The organism is Polyangium jinanense (assembly GCF_028435365.1).
Genome location: NZ_JAGTJJ010000023.1, coordinates 128284 through 148080 on the forward strand (window position 1 = coordinate 128284; position 19797 = coordinate 148080).

Annotated in this window: 15 protein-coding genes; 14 read left to right on the forward strand and 1 reads right to left on the reverse strand. The window is 67.4% G+C overall.

Annotated features, from left to right (window positions below):
* From KEG57_RS30335 to tssG, 14 genes are all read left to right on the forward strand, one after another.
* Positions 1 to 519 (forward strand): SMI1/KNR4 family protein, encoded by a 519-nt coding sequence (locus KEG57_RS30335; RefSeq protein WP_272421903.1) that lies wholly within the window; start codon positions 1 to 3, stop codon positions 517 to 519.
* Positions 520 to 535: 16 nt separating this feature from the next.
* Complete coding sequence (locus tag KEG57_RS30340) at positions 536 to 1219, forward strand: hypothetical protein (protein WP_272421904.1); 684 nt, start codon at positions 536 to 538, stop codon at positions 1217 to 1219.
* A 393-nt stretch (positions 1220 to 1612) separates the two neighbouring features.
* Positions 1613 to 2113, forward strand: a complete 501-nt coding sequence (locus KEG57_RS30345) for a hypothetical protein (RefSeq protein ID WP_272459074.1) — start codon at positions 1613 to 1615, stop codon at positions 2111 to 2113.
* A gap of 353 nt (positions 2114 to 2466) precedes the next feature.
* Complete coding sequence (locus KEG57_RS30350; RefSeq protein ID WP_272421906.1) at positions 2467 to 2793, forward strand: hypothetical protein; 327 nt, start codon at positions 2467 to 2469, stop codon at positions 2791 to 2793.
* A gap of 1 nt (position 2794) precedes the next feature.
* Positions 2795 to 4123 carry a type VI secretion system baseplate subunit TssK gene (tssK, locus tag KEG57_RS30355; protein WP_272459075.1) on the forward strand — a complete coding sequence of 443 codons (1329 nt, stop codon included), beginning with the start codon at positions 2795 to 2797 and terminating at the stop codon, positions 4121 to 4123.
* A 7-nt stretch (positions 4124 to 4130) separates the two neighbouring features.
* Complete coding sequence (locus tag KEG57_RS30360) at positions 4131 to 4886, forward strand: DotU family type IV/VI secretion system protein (RefSeq protein ID WP_272459076.1); 756 nt, start codon at positions 4131 to 4133, stop codon at positions 4884 to 4886.
* Positions 4883 to 8929 carry a type VI secretion system protein gene (locus KEG57_RS30365; protein WP_272459077.1) on the forward strand — a complete coding sequence of 1349 codons (4047 nt, stop codon included), beginning with the start codon at positions 4883 to 4885 and terminating at the stop codon, positions 8927 to 8929. The genes KEG57_RS30360 and KEG57_RS30365 overlap by 4 nt, the downstream gene beginning before the upstream one ends.
* Positions 8930 to 8943: 14 nt before the next feature.
* Positions 8944 to 10023, forward strand: a complete 1080-nt coding sequence (tssA, locus tag KEG57_RS30370; protein WP_272421911.1) for a type VI secretion system protein TssA — start codon at positions 8944 to 8946, stop codon at positions 10021 to 10023.
* A 173-nt stretch (positions 10024 to 10196) separates the two neighbouring features.
* Positions 10197 to 10697: a type VI secretion system contractile sheath small subunit gene (gene tssB / locus KEG57_RS30375; RefSeq protein ID WP_272421912.1), complete on the forward strand. Its 501-nt coding sequence runs from the start codon at positions 10197 to 10199 to the stop codon at positions 10695 to 10697.
* A 20-nt stretch (positions 10698 to 10717) separates the two neighbouring features.
* A complete protein-coding gene (tssC, locus tag KEG57_RS30380) occupies positions 10718 to 12220 on the forward strand; it encodes a type VI secretion system contractile sheath large subunit (RefSeq protein WP_272421914.1) in 1503 nt (500 codons plus the stop codon).
* Positions 12221 to 12323: 103 nt separating this feature from the next.
* Positions 12324 to 12818, forward strand: a complete 495-nt coding sequence (locus tag KEG57_RS30385; protein ID WP_272421915.1) for an Hcp family type VI secretion system effector — start codon at positions 12324 to 12326, stop codon at positions 12816 to 12818.
* Positions 12819 to 12854: 36 nt separating this feature from the next.
* The gene (gene tssE / locus KEG57_RS30390; RefSeq protein WP_272421917.1) at positions 12855 to 13331 is read left to right on the forward strand and encodes a type VI secretion system baseplate subunit TssE; all 477 of its coding nucleotides are present in this window, start codon (positions 12855 to 12857) and stop codon (positions 13329 to 13331) included.
* Positions 13328 to 15136, forward strand: coding sequence for a type VI secretion system baseplate subunit TssF (gene tssF, locus KEG57_RS30395; RefSeq protein WP_272421918.1), 1809 nt, complete (start codon positions 13328 to 13330; stop codon positions 15134 to 15136). The genes tssE and tssF overlap by 4 nt, the downstream gene beginning before the upstream one ends.
* On the forward strand, positions 15100 to 16161 hold the full coding sequence (tssG, locus tag KEG57_RS30400; RefSeq protein ID WP_272421919.1) for a type VI secretion system baseplate subunit TssG: 1062 nt from the start codon (positions 15100 to 15102) through the stop codon (positions 16159 to 16161). Before tssF ends, tssG begins: the two co-directional genes overlap by 37 nt.
* A gap of 1744 nt (positions 16162 to 17905) precedes the next feature.
* Here the strand turns inward: tssG and KEG57_RS56165 are convergent.
* Positions 17906 to 19594 (reverse strand): hypothetical protein, encoded by a 1689-nt coding sequence (locus KEG57_RS56165; protein WP_372518186.1) that lies wholly within the window; start codon positions 19592 to 19594, stop codon positions 17906 to 17908.
* Positions 19595 to 19797 lie beyond the last annotated feature (203 nt).

Genomic DNA, 19797 nt, shown 5'->3' on the forward strand with positions numbered 1-19797 from the left:
ATGGAAATCACAGACCGCGGAGAACCTTTGAGCGAGCAGGCCCTCCGAGAGTTGGAGGAGAAGCTCGGCGTGCGCCTGCCCGAACCCTATCGCCGGTTTTTGCAAGAGTACAATGGAGGCCGGCCAGACCCGGACATACTCGACATCGCCGGAGCCCCCTTCAAGGGCGCGGACGTCCACGTATTCTTTGGCCTAGGACGAGAGTACGAATCCGAGGATCTCTTGTGGAACAATGAGGACTGGAAGCGGCCCAGCTTGGGCAATGATGTCCTCGCAATCGCGTGTGATTCAGGCGGAAGCCTCTTCGGCATCGTCACCGAGGGGGAGCAGCGAGGCCGCGTGTACTATTTCGACTACTATGCGGACTGGGAGCCCTACTTCGTCGCCAGCGACTTCGACGCGTTCCTCCAGAAACTGCGAGCGTGGACGCCCGAGGAGCTAGCCGAGATCAAAAAGCTCGCGGCGGAGAACGCGGCGGCGAACGCCGCGGAGCTTGACCCCGACAAACCTGCCGAGTAGGATTCGCGGCAGAGACATGGACGACCAACTCGACCTCGGTCCGGCGTACGCGCCGTCCGCCGCGTCGCCGCCCGCCGCGCCCCTCCCCAGCGTGGTCGCGCCCTACGAAAGGGTGGTGATGTTCTCTTTCCCGGTCGGCGTCGTGGTCGGGCTGGTTGTAGGCTCTGTGGAGTATCTCCGGTTCGCCTACGCGCTGAGCTTCTTCGATCCGGACAAGCTCCTCCCGTATTTCACGGGCATCGCCGTGCTCCGCGTGATAGGCCCCTCCAGCGCCATGATCGCCGCATCGATCACGGCGGTCCTCGTCCTTCATCGCGCCGGGCGCAGGGCAAGCGGACCCATCGAGATCGATCACGCGCGCGTGCTCCTCGTCCTGGCGGCGCTCCCACATCTCACGGTCGTGACGATGCCATTCTGCGTCCTCGGCGCCCTGCTGGTGTGGCTTGCAAGAACCGCGGGAGCCGTGACCGTGTTTTTGAAAGCCATGCTCGACGTCGGGGTGATATGGACCCATTTCGCTTTCGGCCTGGCCTTCACCGCGCTCTGCGGGCTTTGGCTCACGTACCTGCTCCGCATCGGGGCAAACTGGCTCACCACGAAGAAGCACGGCCTCGCCCTGAAGCTCTTCGTCGCATTCGCCTCGCTCGCCATACCCAATGCTGTTCTACGGGCTGTCCTTTCGCTCGTGGATCCGGTTTGAGCCCGCTCTTCCGGTTGCACACCTCAGCTACCCAGCGGGTCGTCCTCAGCGAGCCGGCAGGCCGTCCTCGTCCTTCCGCAGGCCGTCGTCACCTACGCGGCAAGCCGTCCTCGTCCTTCCGTAGGCCGTTCTCATCTACGCGGCAGGCCGTCCTCACCTAACCGGAAGGCCGTCCTCACCTACCCGGCAGGCCGTCCTCGTCCTCCCGCAGGCCGTCGTCACCTACCCGGCAGGCCGTCCTCAGCCTCCGAGAGCCTGGCCTCAGCGAGGCAAAAGCCCATCCTCGTCCTCCCGCACCCCGTCCTCAACCTCCGCCCCTGACGAGATCGTGCTGCCCCTGAAGGAAATATCCGGCGCCAGCGTCTCTCGCGCACCCCGAACCGGAGGTGCTCGATGACGACGGATACGTTCTCTCCTTATGCTGGCCCTTATGATGTGACCCTCGCTGACGTGAAGGAAGATCTCGTCGATCTCCCAGCCGGATCCTCCAAGGGCTTCCGTGGCGTGCAGCCTGGCATCGAGGACGTCGTCGACGAGCTTGCCGGCGCCATTCCCGTGTTCGGCGATGCCGCGGGGATCCCCGCGAAGGTCTACGAGCGCTTCACCGTCGAGACGATGAGCATCGACGCCCTCACCAGGAAGGAGGCGCTCCTCGAAAAGATGCTCGAGGCCACCCGCGAGTCGAGGCGCCTCAAGGTCCACCAGCGCGAGAACACCATCGCCCAGATGGTCGACATCGCCAAGTCCACCGCCCAGCGCACCCGCAACAAGGGCATCCTCGCGCCCTTCGAGAAGACCGTCCGCTACAACGCCCAGACCGCGCTCAAGGCCGTGAAGACCCGCCGCAAGAACGAAGCCGCGAAAGCCGCGGCCACGTCAAGCCTCGAAAAGTAGCCCTTCGTTCGACGCTCGGGGGCTACGCGCGGGCAAGCCGAGCTACGCCCCCAAACCCCCGCCCCCTCCTCGGCCATCCCACAGCCGTCCCCCCTAACCCATCGATTCCGCTCTCCTCTGTAGTCTACCTTCGCGAGTTTGTAGACCCGTCCCGCACGATCGCTCTACCCTATACGACACTCATGGGCTCGTGTAGGCACGCTCGGGGCGGAGCGAGGGGCAGGGCGCGATGGATCGCAGCGCTTGCCCTGGTCTTGCCTTTGGGCCTCGGGTGCTCCTCGGGTCCCCCGCCGACCCGCTTTCTCGTCGAGGTCGCAATCACCGCCAAGGCGAACCGGAATTCGCCCGTCCCCATGACCCTCGTCGCGGTCCAGGACGCGAAGCTCTTCGACCAGATCATCAAGCTCACCGCCAAGCAGTGGTACGAGCAGCGCGAGCAGATGCGCCGGGATTTCCCGAGCGGCACCGCGTTCACCGAGTGGGATTGGGAATTCGTCCCGGGCCAGGCCCCACCGCCCATGGTCGTCGAGGTCGACGGCAAGGCCCTCGGCGCCGTCATCTTTGCAAACTACCGCTCGCCCGGCGATCATCGCTTTCGTATTGGCCCGCAACGCCGGATGCGGGTCGACCTCGGCGACGACGACCTCGTCGTGAGCCCCCTCGATGCTCCGGAGGATTGACATGCGCGCCGACGACATTCCCCTCGCGATTCAATGGCACGACGGGATGCTCCTGTCGCCGCAGCACTTCCAGGAAGCCGATCGCAGGTCCGAACGCCTGCTCGCCTATCACCTCGGACAAGCCGCGCCGTATCACCACGGCATCGCCACGTTGAAGCTCGCCGAAGGCACACTCGGCAGCGGCCTTCTCCGCGTCCAGCAGGTCGAAGCCATCATGCCCGATGGCACCCTCGTCCATCACGCCGGCGGCAAACACGACCTCTCCGTCGACCTCCGCCCCCAGGCCGCGCTCGTCCGCGACGCACCCGCCACCGTCTTCCTCGCCGTCCCGCGCGCGCAGGCCGCCGTCTCCGCCTCCGCCGCGGACCTCGCGCGCCACCGCTCCGCCGAAGGCGCGGCCGTCGTCGACGAACACACCGGCGAAGATCCCCTCGAGATCCCGCGCATCGCCCCGAGCGTCCGCCTCCTCGTCGCGGCCGAACCTCCGCCGCGCCTCGTCTGTTTGCCCATCGCGCGCGTTCGCCTCGAAGGCGAGGCGTTCGTCGCGACCGACTACATCCCGCCGACCCTCGGCGTCGCCCCGGGCTCGCCCCTCGACGAGATGTGTCAACGCCTTGCCGGTCGCCTCCGTGAGAAGGCCATGCGCCTCGCCGAGAAGGCGAACTTCCTCTCACGCACCACCGATCGCGAGCTCATCGGCGAGATCCGCCGTCAGATCCAGTGCCTCGTCGCCGCGCTCCCTCCCTTCGAGGCCGTCCTCTACTCCGAGCGCCCGCATCCGTTCTCCCTGTTCGTCACGCTCACGGGCCTCGTCGGCCAGATCTCCTCGCTCGCGCGCACGCCCGTGCCGCCGCTCCTGCCGAGGTACCGGCACGACGACCTCCGCGCGACCTTCGAGAATGCCCGCGATCACATCTTCCGCATGGTCGACGAGGGCATCATCGAGTCGTTCACGGCCTATCCGTTCGACCTCAAAGAGGGCAAGTACAACGTCCTCTTCCAGCGCGAGTTCCGCACGCGCGCCGTCGTCATCGCCGTCCGCGCGCCGCGCGGCGTGCGCGAGGATCAGCTCCTCAACTGGATGAACGGCGCGCTCATCGGCGCCCCGGGGCGCCTGCGCACCATGCAGGAGAGCCGCATCCTCGGCGCTGGCAGGAAGCGCGTCGAGCGCCACGGCGACCTCGTCGCCACGCCCGGCACCTTGCTCTTCGAGCTCGAAGAGCAGAGCGTCTACCTCGACCCGGGCGAGCCGCTCACCTTGTGCAACACGGCCGATCCGACGGGCCAGAGCGGGCCGTCCGAGGCGGTCCTCTACGTGAAGAGCGGGTAGGGGCGCGATGGCTGCTTCTCCGGGACGCTTTGCCCTCGGCCCCAAACAGGCCGCCCTGCGGGACCAGCGCGTCCTCGTCGACGCGTTCTGCAACTTCCACGCGGACGTCGTCACGCAGAAGCGCGTCGTCGTCGCCTCGGGCGGCGTCATGCCACACGACGCCGTCCAGCAGCGCCTCCTCGACGCCTTCGAACAGCAGGCCGGCAAGATCCAGAGCTCGCTCCCCGAGCACGAACGCCGCCTCTTCGAGGAGACCCGCTACGTCATGATCGCCATGGCCGACGAGGTCTTCCTCCACCTCGACTGGTTCGGCAAAGAGTACTGGGCAGACAAACCGCTCGAATCGATCGTCTTTCAGACCCGCGACTCGGGCGATCGTTTCTTCAACCGCATCGACGACGCCCTCAATGGACGCACCCCGGCGTCGTCGCAGCTCCTCACGGTGTACCTCACGGCCCTCGCGCTCGGCTTCCGCGGCCGGTACGCGCCCCTCGGCACCGGCGAGCCCGAGACCTACCGCGCGCGTATCGTCGACTTCCTCGCCCGCACCGATCCCGAAATCGTCCGCGGCGAAGACCTCTGCCCCCAGGCGCACGAGCACACCGCGACCGATACACCCCAGAAGCGTTTGCCCTCCCTCTCCCGAGGCATCCTGCCGTTCCTCGTCGTCATCCTCGGCTGGATCGTCATCGGTGAGATCCTCTGGCTTTATCGCACGGCCGAGCTCGACACCGTGCTCGACCGCATCGAGGACGCCACGTGACCGTCGGCACCCTCCTCAAGATCGTCGCCGGCCTGATCGCGCTCGCCGTCGTTGGCGTCGGGATCTACGCGTTCGTCCTCGCGCAGAAGAAGAAAGCGCAGAAGGCCGCGGAGCTCGCGAGGCAGGGCGGCGCGCCCGATCCCATCGCCGAGATCCGCGCCTCCGTAGCCAAGGCCAAAGCCGCGCTCGTCAAGAAGGTCCAGGACAAGACCGCGCGCGAGGAGATGCCGCGGTACCTCGTCCTCGGCGAACCCTCGTCCGGAAAAACCACGCTCCTCGGCGGCTCGGGCCTCAGCGTCCAGCTCATGGAGGGCGGCGATCCCGCGCCCGGCGATACGTCGTCCGTCAACCTCTGGATGCTCGGCAAGGCCCTCCTCGTCGACGTCGCCGGCCGCCTCCTCTTCGGCGAGGGCGGCACGGCCGCGCCCGATCCGCCGTATCGCGCCCTGCTCCAGGAGCTCAAGCGCCTCCACCCCGATCGCCCCATCGACGGCATCCTGCTCACGGTCCCTTGCGCCGAGATCATGCAGACGGCGCGCTCCACGCCCGCCGAGCGCAAGCGCAAGGCCACGATCCTGCGCGCCGCCATCTCCTTGGCGCAGCAAACCCTCGGCATGAACGTCCCGGTCTACGTGATCGTCACGCAGACCGATCGCCTCGCCGGTTTCCGTAGCCTCGGCATGGAGGTCGCGCAGACCCGTCGCGACGACATCCTCGGCTGGTCGAGCCCGCACCCGCCCTTCACCGACGGCTCCGAGGACTGGGCCTCCGAAGCGCTCGGCACCGTCCGCGATGCACTCCTCCGTTACCAGGCGCGACGCTTCGCCGGCCCCTCCGTCGTCCGCGCGCCTGACGACTTTTTCCTGTTCCCGAGCGAGATCGAGGCGCTCACCGACGGCCTGCAAACCTACGTCGACCCCGTCTTTCTCGAAGGCGCCGGCCAGGACACGCTCACCCTCCGCGGCATCTACTTTTGCGGCCTCGCCGATCCGCCCGGTCCTCCGCAGCTCACGGCCCCGGGCGCCACGCCCGCCGCGCTCGCGCCCCCGCCCGCGGCCGCGGCTGGGTCGGGCAAGGTCCTCTTCTCGAAGGACCTCTTCGAGCACAAAGTGTTTGCCGAGCGGAACCTCGGCCAGCCCGCGGCCGCCGCGCTCCGGAGCCGACGGCGTATCAACCTCGCGCTCCAGATCGTGGCGTGTTGCCTCGGCGGCGCCTTCCTCGCGGCCCTCTGGATCGACGCCTCGCGCCTCGAACGCCGCACGAACGCGCTGATGCCGTTCCTCCGCGACGTGCAGAGCAACGTCCTTTCGGCGAAGAGCGAGGCCCCGGGCACCGAGGCGAACTTCGACGCCAAAAAGCTCCGCGCCAAGGCCCTGATCGAAAAACTCGAAACGATCGAAGAGTCGGGCCGCCTCCGCTCCCCGCTGAATCCTTCTTCCTGGTGGGGCCGCCTCGATCGCCGCGTCGATCAGGCGTTCGTCGTGGCCCTCGAGAGTGTCCTCGTCGACACCTTCCGCGCCGGCCTCAACGAGGAGGCCGCGCACCTCTTGCGCCCGCTCCCGCCGCAGCCCCCGCCCGACGCGTTTTTCCCCCTCAGCGTCGAGAAGAGCCAGGAGTACATCAACCTCGAGACGTGGCTGCGCGAGCTCACCGCGTTCGAGGCCCACGTCGCGCGCCACGACGGCCTGCTCGGCGAGTTGCCCAAGGACGCCACGCCCGACGCCCGCATGCAGAGCGTCGCCGACCTCTCGGATTACCTGCTCGGCTACAAGACCTCGCCCACGATCGCGGTCGACTACTACCGCAACGCCCTCACGCGCGGCGCGCGCCGTCAGCCCTTTGACGTCGCCCCGCGCCGCGATCCGGCCCGCGAGAAGGCCACGGCGCTCTTCAAGGGCCTGCAGGATCGGGTCCTCGAAGCCTACAGCGACGCCGTCGTCCGCGCCGACGTCGAGCAGCTCGTGCAGAGCCTGAAGGACCTCGAAACGAAGGGCGCCGAGTACACCGTGCAGGACCTCTGGACCTTGCGCGACACGATCGCCCGGGTCGAAGCGCACCTCGGCGCGCCCACGCTCTCCTGGGTCTCGGGCGAGTCGCTCCCGCCGAACGAGGGCATCGCGAACCTGCTCAAGACCGTCAAGAATTCGCGCCTCCTCGGCCCCGACGTCGAGGCGTCCTTGCGCGGCGGCGTCGACGCGCGCCTGCTCGACCTCAAGACCTACGTCGCGAGCGCGGGCGCGCCCCTCTCCGGGCCCATCCTGGAGCGCAAGGGCGGCGTCCTGCTCATGCGCCTCTCGCCCTTCATCCTCGGGCTCAAGGCGCCCATCGACGCGCTCCGCCAGCAGACGTTCATGACGGCCGAGGAGGAGAAGACCCTCACGCCCGACGTCGATCGCTCGCGTGTCGACTGGGACGGCGAGGTGCTCAAAGAGGCCGCGCGTTTGCCCAAGGACTACGAGGCCTTCGTCCAGGGCGGCGTCCTCAAGACGGTCGATTCGCGCATCCGCAACACCATCTCCGACCTCACGGTTCGCCAGGTCAAGGCGAACACCCTCGGCGTTGTCGCCCGCGCCGCGCGGCCGGCCACGCCGCTGTCGGGGAACAACAATCGCCAGTTCGAGAACGTCCGCGCCGACGCCGCGAACCTCGGCCAGGCGATGGCGCCCATTCGCGAGATGATCGGCGCGTTCGTGCGCCTGCGCATGGACGACGCCCGCGATCGTCTGCGCGAGGTCTTGCGTGGCCAGGGCTCCGAGGTCCTCGGCCGCGGCGCCGACGTCCTGCGCGCCGAGAACCTCTACGGCCTCAAGAAGGGCGGCTTCACCTGGTGGGATGGCAAATCGACGCCGGCGTTCGAGGCGTTCAGCGTCCCCGACGCCGGGCGTTTGTCCGAGTATGCCGCGGCCCAGCGCACCCGGGCGGCCACGCTGCACAAGGAGCTCGCCGAGCCGCTGCTCACGGCCATGGAGAGCCCCGAGGTCGCGGGCGACGCGAGCGGCGATCCCAACGTCTCGCTCTGGCAGAACGTCGCCTGGCCGCTCAAGGATTACGAGAACAAGAAGGCGGGCAACGGGGTCTCGAACCTGGAGACCTTCATGCTCTCGGATCTCCCGCTCATCACGGCGAAGAACTGCATCGCCGAGCTCGACAAACGCGCCGGCGTCGACGGCGCGGGCGGCTTCTTCGCGGGCAAGCAGAAGTACATCGTCGAGGAGCTGCGCGAGCGGTGCCGCGTCCTTGCCGGCGAGGAGATGCGTGATCGTTATGCCGCGCTCCGCCGCACCTTCAACCGCGAGCTGTCGGGCAAGTTCCCCTTCGTGAAGATCGAGCCGGGCATCCGCGTCGAGGACGCGCGGCCCGAGACCGTGCGGCGTTTCCTCCAGGACGCCGCCGATTTCCGTTCCGATTTCGGCTACGTCCTCGGCAAGGACACGAAGGCCTCGGCCGGCGAGGTCGGGCGATTCCTCGAAAAGATCGAGGCTGTCCGCGCCTTCATGATGCCCATGTGGGCGCAGGTCGAGTCGGCCGAGGACGGCATCTACGACGTCAAGGTCGAGTTCCGCGTCAATCCCGGCCTCGAGGTCGGCGGCAACCGCATCGCCGAGTGGGCCGTGCGCCTCGCGGACGAACGCCTGTGGCGCGACGGCCCCAAGGCCGAGGCGAGCTGGCGCGTGAACGACTCGGTCCGCCTCGATCTGCGCTGGGCGAAGAGCAGCCTCGACGTCCCGCTGCCGACGCAGGGCCCCAATGTCTTCGTCAATGATCGGACCGTCACGTTCGAGGAGCGCGGCCCCTGGGCGCTCTTGCGCATGATCGCGTTCCATCAGACCGCGGCGCGCGACGGCTCGCAGAAGACCGAGGGGGGCTCGCACGTGCTCGGCTTCGTCGTGCAATCGTCGCCCGATCCGACGGGTGGCTTCATCGAGCGCGTCGGCACCGACGCCAACACCGTCCGTGTCTTCATCCGCGTCGCGCTCACCGGCGTCGAGAAGGACCGGCTCCTCCGATACCCCGAGTTTCCGGCGATCGCCCCGAACCTTTAGGAGACAGAGCCTCGATGTCGACGAAGGCCCCGCTCATCGATCTGGAGATCCTGCTCCAGCCCATCTCCGAGGAGGCGCCTTGTGGCACGTCTCTCCGGTACGAAGGCACCTACGATCGGGTCCGCGAGGCGCGCCGCGAGGACGACCCCTCGCTGCCGATGGGCGAATGGGAGACCAAGCTCAAGGTCTCCGACCTCGCGCTCGTGGACAAACTTTGCCAGGAAGCGCTGCGCAAGAAATCGAAGGACCTCCAGATCGCGGCCTGGCTCGTGGAGGCGTGGCTCCGGCGTTACCGCGTGAAGGGCCTCGGCCATGGTTTGTCCCTCGTCACCGGGCTCTGCGAGCGATTCTGGGACGGCCTCTTCCCCGAGGTGGGCGACGACCCCGACGCCGCGGCGCGCGCCGCGCTTTACGAGTGGATGGACGACGTCCTCTCCGATCGCCTGCGCCGCACGCCTTTCACGGAGGGCGACGGATCCTTTTCGCTGCTCGATTGGGAGCTCGGCGGCGCGTCTGTGTCCGCCGACGGGGAAGGGGAGGGCGCGCGGCCCACGCGAGAATCGCTGCTCGCCAAGATCTCGCTCGGCGGCGCGGGCACGCGCTGGACCGACATCGCGCTCGACGCGGGCACGGCCATCATGGCGGCCGAGGCGGCCGAGGCGGCGATCGCCGCGCAGATCTCGCGCCCGCCCACGCTCCGCCGCGTGCGGGAGGTCCTCACGCAGATCGAGCTCCTCGCGCGCGAAACGGCGCGTATCAACGGCGAGAGCGTGCCCGTGGCGAGCGCGCCCGCGGCGAGCCCGCCGCCGCTCGGATCGGCCGCTGCGGCTGCGGCGGCGTTCACGGCGCCTTCCGGGGGAGGGGCGGGCGGCTCGTTTGCGATCACGAGCCGCGCCGACGCCTATTATCGGCTCGCCGAGGCGGCCGAGTACCTCATGCGGACCGAGCCGCACAGCCCTGTGCCGTACCTGGTCAAACGTGCGGTGCAGTGGGGCAACATGTCGCTCGCCCAGCTCCTCTACGAGTTCGTAGGAAACCCCGATGATCTCGTGGCGATACAGCGCTTGCTCGGGATGCGCGGGAGGGAGGAGTAACGCCGGGGGGAAAAAGGGGGGGTGCGAGAGAGCGCCCCTACGAGGGTGTTGTGTTGACGAGCCTGGGCACGGTAAAAGGGTAATGCGCCAGCCTTACGCGCCGTGCGCGGGCGGGTTTTCGGAGAGTTCGCAAGCCGCGGCGCCGCCGCGAGAGCCGAGGAAGGGAGCCATCGATGGCAGAGAGCAAGCAGCACTGGCTGGACCGAAACCGTCCGCCGCGTGTGCAGATCACCTATGACGTCGAGACGGGCAACGCAATCGAGAAGAAAGAGATCCCGTTCGTGGTCGGCGTGCTCAGCGACCTGGGGCGGAACGAGGCAAACCCGCTGCCCAAGCTGAAGGATCGCAAGTTTGTCGAGATCGACCGCGACAATTTCAACGACGTCCTCGCCTCGACGAAGCCCGAGATCACGGTGAAGGTCGACGACGTCCTCAAGGGCACCGGCAAGATCGGGATTCCGCTGACGTTCACGCACCTCGACGATTTCCGGCCCGAGCGTCTCGTCGAGCGGATCCCGGAGCTCCGCAAGCTTCTTCGCGCGCGCGAGCGCCTGAACGATCTTCTCGCCAAGCTCGAGGGCAACGACGAGCTTTCGGCGGCGCTGCGTGAGGTCATGGAGAGCACGGATGCTCTCCAGAAGATCACGGCGGAAGTCTCCAAGGATCAGAGCTAGGCCGCGCGGAGGGTACGAACATGCCGGAAACTGTAAGCGTCAAGCAACTCATCGCCTCGAGCGCGGACGGCTCTGCCATCATCGATCAGATCCTCTCCGAGGGCGCGATGGTTCGCGGGGACAACCCCGTTCAGAAGAAGCACGCGCGCGACATCATCGGGGAGTTTTGCCAGCAGATCCTCGACGAGCGGGATCCGAACGACAAGCAGCGGGCCCTCGATCTCGGCGCGGTCGCGGCCATTCAGGATCGCATCAACGAGATCGACGAGATCATCGGCAAGCAGCTCGACGCGATCCTGCACGCGCCCGAGTTCCAGTATCTCGAGTCGCGTTGGCGGGGGCTTCACTACCTCGTCATGAACACGGAGACGAGCACGCGTCTCAAGATTCGCGTGATGAACGTCCGCAAGGACGAGCTACGCAAGGATTTTGAAGCCTCGCCCGAGTTCGATCGCAGCTCGCTTTTCAAGAAGGTGTACGAGGAGGAGTACGGCACGTTTGGCGGCGCGCCCTACGGCCTGCTTCTCGGCGACTACGAGTTCGACGGTTCGAATCCGGACGTCGGCCTTTTGACCGAGCTTTCGAAGGTCGCGGCGGCGGCGCACGCGCCCTTCATCTCGGCGGCGAGCCCGCACCTCTTCGACATGGAGAACTTCGGCCAGATCGGCGTGCCCGGTGATCTCGCCAAGCTCTTCGAGAGCACGCAGCTCATCAAGTGGAAGGAGTTCCGCGAGAGCGAGGACAGCCGTTATGTCGGCCTCGTCCTGCCGCACGTCCTCGTGCGCCTGCCGTATGGCCCGAAGGGCGTCCCCGTGGACGGGTTCGTCTACGAGGAGAACGTCGGCGCCGAGGACAAGAACTTCCTCTGGGGCAACGCGGCGTACGCGCTCGGCCAGCGCATCACGAACGCGTTCGCGCATTATGGCTGGTGCGCGGCGATCCGCGGCGTCGAGGGCGGCGGCCTCGTCGAGAACCTCCCGGTGCACGTCTTCAAGACGAGCGAGGGCGATCTCGCGGTGAAGACGCCGACCGAGGTGGCGATCACCGATCGCCGCGAGAACGAGCTCTCGGAGCTCGGCTTCATCGGGCTTTGTTATCGCAAGAACAGCGGCCAGGCCGCGTTCTTCGGCGGCGCGACCGCGAACAAGCCCAAGGTGTACAACCTGCCCTCGGCGACGGCGAACGCCCGTTTGTCGGCGCAGCTCCCGTACATCCTCGCGACGAGCCGGTTCGCCCATTACATCAAGGTCATGATGCGCGACAAGATCGGCAGCTTCATGACGAAGGACAACGTGTCGTCGTACCTCAACAACTGGATCGCGGACTACGTGCTCCTGAACGACGACGCGGGTCAGGACACGAAGGCGCGACTGCCTTTGCGTGAGGCGCGGATCGACGTGACGGACGTGCCCGGCAAGCCCGGCGCGTACCGTGCTGTCGTTTTCTTGAAGCCGCACTTCCAGCTCAACGAGCTCACGGTCTCGATGCGCCTCGTGGCGGATCTTCCGCCTCCGGCTGCGTGACGGGCCTCGCGAATCGGTGTAGGGTACATCAGGATGTTGCCGTCCCGCGCTCGAAGGGAGCGCGCGGGCGGCGACGGTCGACGGGGACGCGGAGGATTGCACGATGGAAACTAGTTTCTTGGAGATCGAGGGCGTCAAAGGCGAGAGCACGGCGAGCCAGGGGAAGGACAAGATCGAGATCCTTTCCTTCAGCCACACCGTCGCGATGCCTCTGACGGCGGGCGGCTCGGCGAACGCGCGCGCGCACGGCCGCACGGTTCATTCGGACTTCACGTTCAGCAAGTATCTCGACATCTCGTCGCCCACGCTGAACCTCAAGTGCAGCGGCGGCGACAACATCAAGAAGGCCGAGCTCACCGTCTTCCAGGCCGACAAGAATGACGGCGACATGGTTCTTTATTACAAGATCACGTTCGAGGACGTGATCCTGACGAACGTCGCGGTGAGCGGCGGCAGCGGCGGTCGTCCGGTCGAGACGGTCACGTTCAACTACCGCAAGATCAAGTGGTCGTACGCCCAGCAGGGCCAGCCTTCGCCGGCCGGCAAGAAGGGCACGGCCGAGGCGGGGTGGACGCTCGAGGAAAACAAGAAGCTCTAACCCGAGGACGATTCGGCGTCCCAGGGGAACGACAGAATGGCGAAAGCGTGGGGAGCCACGAGCGCGGGCAGGGTTCCCCTGTTCGACCGGCTGGTCGACGAGAACCCTGCTCAAAAACAGGAAGCCGTCCCCTATTGCACCCTCGATCGAGACGGGCTGCGCGCCTCGGTGGCCCGCGAGCTCGGTCGAATCCTCGGCACCCGCAGCCCCATCTCCGGCGACGAGGCTCTCTCCCGGCAGCGCACGACCATCGATTATGGTTTGCCCGACCTCGAGCTCGGCGGCCGTGCGCTCGTCCCGGAGGAGCTTCGCCGTCTCGTGCGCCTCGTGCAAAAGACGATCGAGGCGTACGAGCCGAGGCTCCAGAACGTACGCGTGGAAATCAAGCGATGCGAGGACGCGCCGCCGCATGCGCGCCTCGTGGTCGCGCTCTCGGCGACGCTCGTCACCGACGAGGTGCGTGAGCCCCTCTCGTTCGAGGCGCCGCTCGAAGGAGGCCCGGGGGCCGCATGAGCAAGGGTGATCCGGATCGGGAAATGCTCGAGCTGTATGCGCGTGAGCTCGCGTATCTGCGCGAGCGTGGCGCCGAGTTCGCCAAGGATTATCCGAAGATCGCGGCGCGCCTCGGCACCTCGAACCAGGCCTCGTCCGATCCACACGTCGAGCGCCTGGTCGAGGCATTCGCGTTCCTCTCGGCGCGCCTCACGCGCGACATCGAGGCGGAGCTGCCGATTTACACGACCTCGCTGCTCGGCACCCTTTATCCGCAGCTCGCGTGTCCCGTGCCGGCGATGGCGATCGCCGGGTTCGAGATCGACCCGAAGGAGGCCAAGCTCGGCTCCGGGTACACGGTCGAGAAGCACACGCCGCTTTTCGCGGCCTCGCAAACCGGGCCGGTCTGTCATTTCCGCACCGCGTATCCGGTCACGCTCTGGCCGATCGAGATCGTCAATGCGGGCATGGTCCCGCCCGAGAACCTCGACGTTCCCTCGTGGCTGCTCACGAACGCGGCGGCGGCGCTGGAGATCGAGATCGCGACGGGCGGCGTTCCGCTCGACAAACTCGGCATGCGCTCGCTCCGCTTCCACATCACGGGCGGGGGCATGGGCGCGGCGCGCCTCTACGATCTGCTCGCGGCGCACGCCGTGCAGGTCCTCGTGGTCGGGGAAAAACCCTCGGAGGACTGGGCCTACGGAAAGATCCGGCCCGTCGGCTTCGAGGCGAACGAGGACGTCCTGCCGTATCCGCCGCACGCGCACCGCGGCCATCGCCTCGTGCAGGAGTATTTCGCGTTCCCGGAGAAGTTCCATTTCTTCGACCTCGAACTGCCGAAGCTCCCGCCGCGCAAGAACGCGAAGATCCTCGTCCTCTTCGATCAGAAGCCGCCGGCCGGCGTCGCGGTTCGCCCGACGACGTTGAAGCTCGGCTGCACCCCGATCATCAACCTCTTCCCGCGCAGCGCCGAGCCCATCCGCGTCGATCACACCCGGCCCGAATATCGCCTCGTCGCGGACGCGCGTCGCGAGCGGACCACGGAGATCCATTCGATCACGCGCGTCGCGGCCACGGCGCCCGGCGAGCCCAAGCAGATCGATTACGCGCCTTTCTTCTCGTTCGTGCACCACCGCGCGGGCGAAAGACCCCGCGCGTTCTGGCACGCGCGCCGCGTCGCCACGGGCCGCAAGGATCTGCCGGGCACCGACGTCTGGCTCACGTTCGTCGACACCGATTTCAAGCTCTCACGTCCCCCGTCGGAGACCGTTTACGCCGGCGTCCTCTGCACGAACCGCGACCTCGCGAACGAGATCGCCAAGGACACGCAGCTCTCCCCCGAGCGCCCCGTCCCGGCCAAGAAAATCGTTTGTCTGACGAAACCAACCCCCCAGCGCGCCGCGCCGATGGGCGGCGAAGCGCTCTGGCGGCTCGTCTCGAACCTTTCGCAGAACCACCTCTCGATCACGGACGGCAAGACCGGCGTCGCCGCGCTCCGCGAGATCCTGCGCGCCTACGTCTTCGGCGATTCGCCCGACGCCGAGCGCCAGATCGACGCGCTCCTCGAAATTTCGAGCCGCGTGGTCACGCGTCGCCTCGGCAATGACGCGTGGCGGGGGTATTGCCGGGGCCTCGAGATCACGCTCACGCTCGCGGACGAGCAGTTCGCCGGATCGAGCCCGGTCCTTTTGGCCTCGGTCTTGAGCCGATTTTTCGCCTTGCAGGCGCACATCAATGCGTTCACCGAGCTCGTCCTGAAGCGCGCCTCGCGCGCGGAGGTCTGGAAACGATGGCCGCCCACGGCTGGCGAAAGAGCCCTTCTGTAGAGGCCTGGCTCTTCGACGAGGGGCACGCCTTCGATTTTTATCAGGCCGTCTCCCTCCTCGAACGCTTTCGGGAAGGCGACGCCGTCCCCGTCGGCGAGGGCTCCGATCCTTCGCGCGAGTCCGTGCGATTCGCCGGGAGCATCGCGCTCGCCTTCCCCGAGACCGACGTCGCGCGCATTCGCCCGCCGCACCGCGAACGCGAGCCCGCGCAGATGCTCGTGAACTTCCTCGGTCTCGGCGGCGCCCTCGGCCCACTGCCGCCGCCGATCGTCGAGTCGATTTACATGCGCGCCGTCCGCGGCGACACCGCGGCGCGGGATTTCCTCGACATCTTCAACCATCGCCTCGTCTCGTTCGCATATCGCATCCGCAAGAACCATCGCCTCGGCCTCGGCATCTCCTCGCCCGAAAAAGACGGCGCGGCGCGGCACCTCTTCGCGCTCATGGGCCTCGGCTTTCAGGCGCTCGAAGGCCGCCTCGCGGTCCAGGATCGCGCCCTGCTCGAACACGCGGCAAACCTCGGAAGCGAGTCCCGTTCGCTCGAAGGCCTCGTCGCCATTCTCCGCCGGCATTTCGGCGTCCCCATCGAGCCCATCCCGCTCACAGGCGCCTTTCACCCGATCGAGGAAAACGATCGCACGGCGATCGGCCGATCCGGTCAGAACCGCGCACTCGGCCGCGACGCATGTCTGGGGGGCCGTTTCTGGGATCAGGAGTCCACGTTCGATCTGCGCATCGGGCCCATGAAGCTCGATGAATTCCTGCGATTCCTCCCGGACGGCGACGCGCTCCGGCCTCTCTGCTCCCTCGTCCGTTTTTATGCAGGCGCACGATTCCACTTTGGCCTCATCCTCGTGCTGGCCGAGGGCGAGGCGCCGCGGATCGAGCTCGGCCGCGCCACGTGCGCGCTCCTCGGCCAAATCGCCTGGCTCGGAAACGTGAACAAGCACGGCGGCAGGGTGCGCGAGGTGCGTTTGTCGCGTGCGGCCATTCGGAAAGGCCTCGGTGAGGCGCCGGGCGGCTGAAACACTCCCTTGTCAACCGTCTGCGCGCCGGGATATCGTTCTGCTGAGGCCTTATGACGACTGCAGAACAGAGCCAGGGCGCCACGGAGAGCATTCCGAGCAAGCTCGGGAAGTTCGCCACGGAGCAGATCGACAAGGCCGAGGTCACGGTCACGAAGGGCGTCTCTACCGTCCGTGACTCCACGAACCAGATCATCAGCAAGGCCGAAGAGCAGATCCTCAAGCTCAACAAGGCCCTCTACGAGACCAAGAACGGCATCTCGTCCGGCATCGACACGGCCATCAAGGAGACGGAAGGCCAGCTCAAAGGGATCACGCCCGAGCTCAAGAAGATGGGCGAGGATGCGATCAAGACGGCCAAGGACAAACTCGACGGACTCGTCGACGAGGTCGAGGGCAAGCTCGAATCGCAAAAAGACTCGCTCGTCAAGACGGCGCAGGATCAGATTCGGAACGCGGCCGATCAGGCGAAGGGCAAGATCGACGAGATCGGACAGCTCGGCGAGGATCAGGCGAAGAAGGTCCTCGATGCGGTCAAGACGCAGGCCGACACCGTCGATCAGAAGCTCGGCGATCTCGAGGGGCAGATCGACGGCAAGATCCAGGCGATCGGCGACGACGTGCGCGGCAAGTTCGAAGCGGCGCTCGCCAAGGTGCCGGATCACGACGGCGCGAAGGTCGAGATGTCGGCGAACGTCGACGCCGTCGTCGCGGAGCTGCGTAGTGCCACGAAGGACTCGATCGAGCAGGCGCGCGAGACGCTCAAGTCGCTGGTCAAGCAGACCGACGACACGATCATGCAGACGATCGGCGACGTGCGGCGCGCGATCGGCGAGGTCCCCGCTCGCATCAACCAGTGTGCGCAGGACATCCTCGCGAAGGTCAATGACGCGATCCAGAAGACGATCGACGAGATCTCGAACCTCGCGCACGGGCTCGTGGCGCGCACGGCGGAGCTGCTCAACCAGGCGCTGCTCACGATCACGAGCACCGTCGACAAACTCCTCGCCGACGGCTTCGCGCTCGTGCGTGGGATCAAGGCGGATCTCGATCGTCTCCTCGACAAACTGCTCGAACAGATCCGGGATCTGACGCTCGGCACGCTGGAGGACGTCCGCAAGGCGGCGAACGAGCTACTCGGCACGTTCGAGGCTGAATGCAAGAAGATCCTCCAGACGATGGAGGAGTCCGTCATCGGCTCGGTCGAGGAGCTCGGCGGCAAGATGAACGCCTCGATCAAGGCGCTCCAGGCCGACCTGAACCTCGATGCCGACAAGATCGTCCGGGACCTCGTGGCCGAGGGCGCGAAAGGGCACGACGACGCGCTCGCCGACTTCATCAGCGCTGGTTATTCCGAGGACACCTCGGTCATCCCCAAGATCCGGGCCAAGGGCGAGGCTGCGATCAAGCAGATCGAGGCCAAGACGAAGGCCCAAGGGGAGAAGCTGATCAAGGACTTCGAGATGCAGGCGACCCTGCTGAAGCCCAAGATCCAGGCGCAGGGTATCAAGGTCGTCGCGCAGATCGCCGCGCTCGGACCGAAGCTTGCGATGCAGGCGGTCCAGATTGCGACGAGCATCGCGTCGTCCATCAAGGACAAGGGCGAGGCGGTCAAGAAGACGTTCGAGGAGCTGCAAAAGACGCTCGTCGACGCGATCACGAAGAAGATCCCCGATTACCTCGAAAACTGCAAGAAGCAGATCAAGGCCGCGGCCGATGCGCTCGTCGAGGCGGGCAAGACGTTCTACGAGAAGACGCTCGCCGACATCATGGGGGCGATCAAGGCGGCCGAGGCGCGGTTCAAGCAGCTTGCCTCGGAGATGAAGGACCTCATCGAGACGCAGGTCCTCGCGCTCGTGGCCTCCATTCGCAGGACGGTGGAGACGTCCATCCAGCGCTTCAAGGATCTCGGCGCCGCGTTCGAGGAAAAGACGAATGCGCTCGTCAACGACATCCCGGCGCGGCTCATCAAGCTGGAGCAGGTCGCGCGGCTCGCGGTCGAGCGCGAGATCACGCTGGCGAAGGGGCTCGCCAATGCGACGAAGGACGACATTCTCCTGAAGGCGCGGACGACGCTGTCGGAGATCAAAAAAGCGGCGTACGGGGTCCTCGGCGGCATCCGGGGCGATTTCGGCGCGGTGCAGGGATCGCTCGCGCTCATCGTCCCGGCGGGCGCGGGGCTCGACGCGGCGGGCGCGATCAACCTCGCGGTCTCGGGCGGGCTCGAAGGGATGATCGCGTCGGCGGCGAATGCGGCGCAGGCCGCGGTGACGGCGGGCGTGAATGCGGCCGAGGCCGTGAACAATGCAGCCGAGCAGGCGGCGGCCGCGATGAGCGCGGCTGGATTCGACGGCGCGGCGAAGTCATTGACGGACGTGCTCTCGCAGCAGATGGGCGAGGTGCGGACGGAGGGCGAGAAGGCCAAGAACGTCATTGCCGCGGCGAAGGAGAAGATGACGGCGGTCGCCAAGGAGGCGACGGACACCTGCACGCAGGCGGCGCAGGCGGCGCAGGCCGCGGCCGCGGAGGTCGTGGCGGCCGCGAATTCGACGGGCGACGCGATCAAGGCGTCGGCGGAGAACCTGACGAAGGGCCTCGAAAAGGCGAAGGACATCGTCAAGGATGCCGGCAAGGCCGCGATGCAATCGATGAAAGAGGCCCAGGACGTGCGCAAGGGAGGCGACGGCGCGCAAGCCGGCGCGGGTGCGCAGGCCAAGGCCGGCGGGGCGGATGGCGCGGCGGCGGGCGCGGATGCGGGCGGCGCGGATGGCTTGGCGGTGCCCGAGGGCGAGGCGGCGGCTCCGGAAGGGGAGGCGGCCGCGGCTCCGGGCGGCGCGGAGGCGGCTCCGGACGGCGCGGCGGCGGCTCCGGATGTCAAGGCAGCGGCTCCGGATGCCAAGGCGGCGGTTCCGGATGCCAAGGTGGCGGTTCCGGATGCCAAGGTGGCGGTTCCGGATGCCAAGGTGGCGGCTCCGGATGCCTCGAAATCGGCGCCGGATGTCCCGAAATCGGCGCCGGATGTCTCGAAACCGGAACTGGACGTCTCGAAACCGGAACCAGGCGCCGATGTAGCGGCGGTGGCCGCCAAGGTACCGGATCCGGCTGCCAAGGTAGCGGCTCCGGCCGCCAAGGTAGAGGTGCCGGCCGCCAAGGTAGAGGCGCCGGCCGCCAAGGTAGAGGCGCCGGCCGCCAAGGTAGAGGCGCCGGCCGCCAAGGTAGAAATTCCGGGCGCCCCGAAAGCGGCGCCGGCCGCCAAGGTAGAAATTCCGGCCGCCCCGAAGGCGGCGCCGGCCGCCAAGGTAGACATTCCGGCTGCCAAGGTAGACGTTCCGGCTGCCAAGGCGGTGCCCGGCGTGCCGGAAGGCAAGGCTCCGGCGCCCCCAGGCAAAGCTGCGATGCCGGAAGGCAAACCGCAGGTGCCCGAAGGCGGCATGCCCGGGGTGCCAAAAACCGGCGAAAAGCCCGCCTTTCCTCCCGCCCCCGCGCCTCAGGCCCCCGCGCCTCCCGCTCCGGCGGACGTGGCCCCCTTCGCGCCCGCGCCGAAGCCGCCGGCCGCGCCCGCCGTCCCTGCCGGCGCGAAACCCGCGCCCGCCGCGCCCGCCGCCCCCGTGATCCCTGCCGGCGCGAAACCCGCGC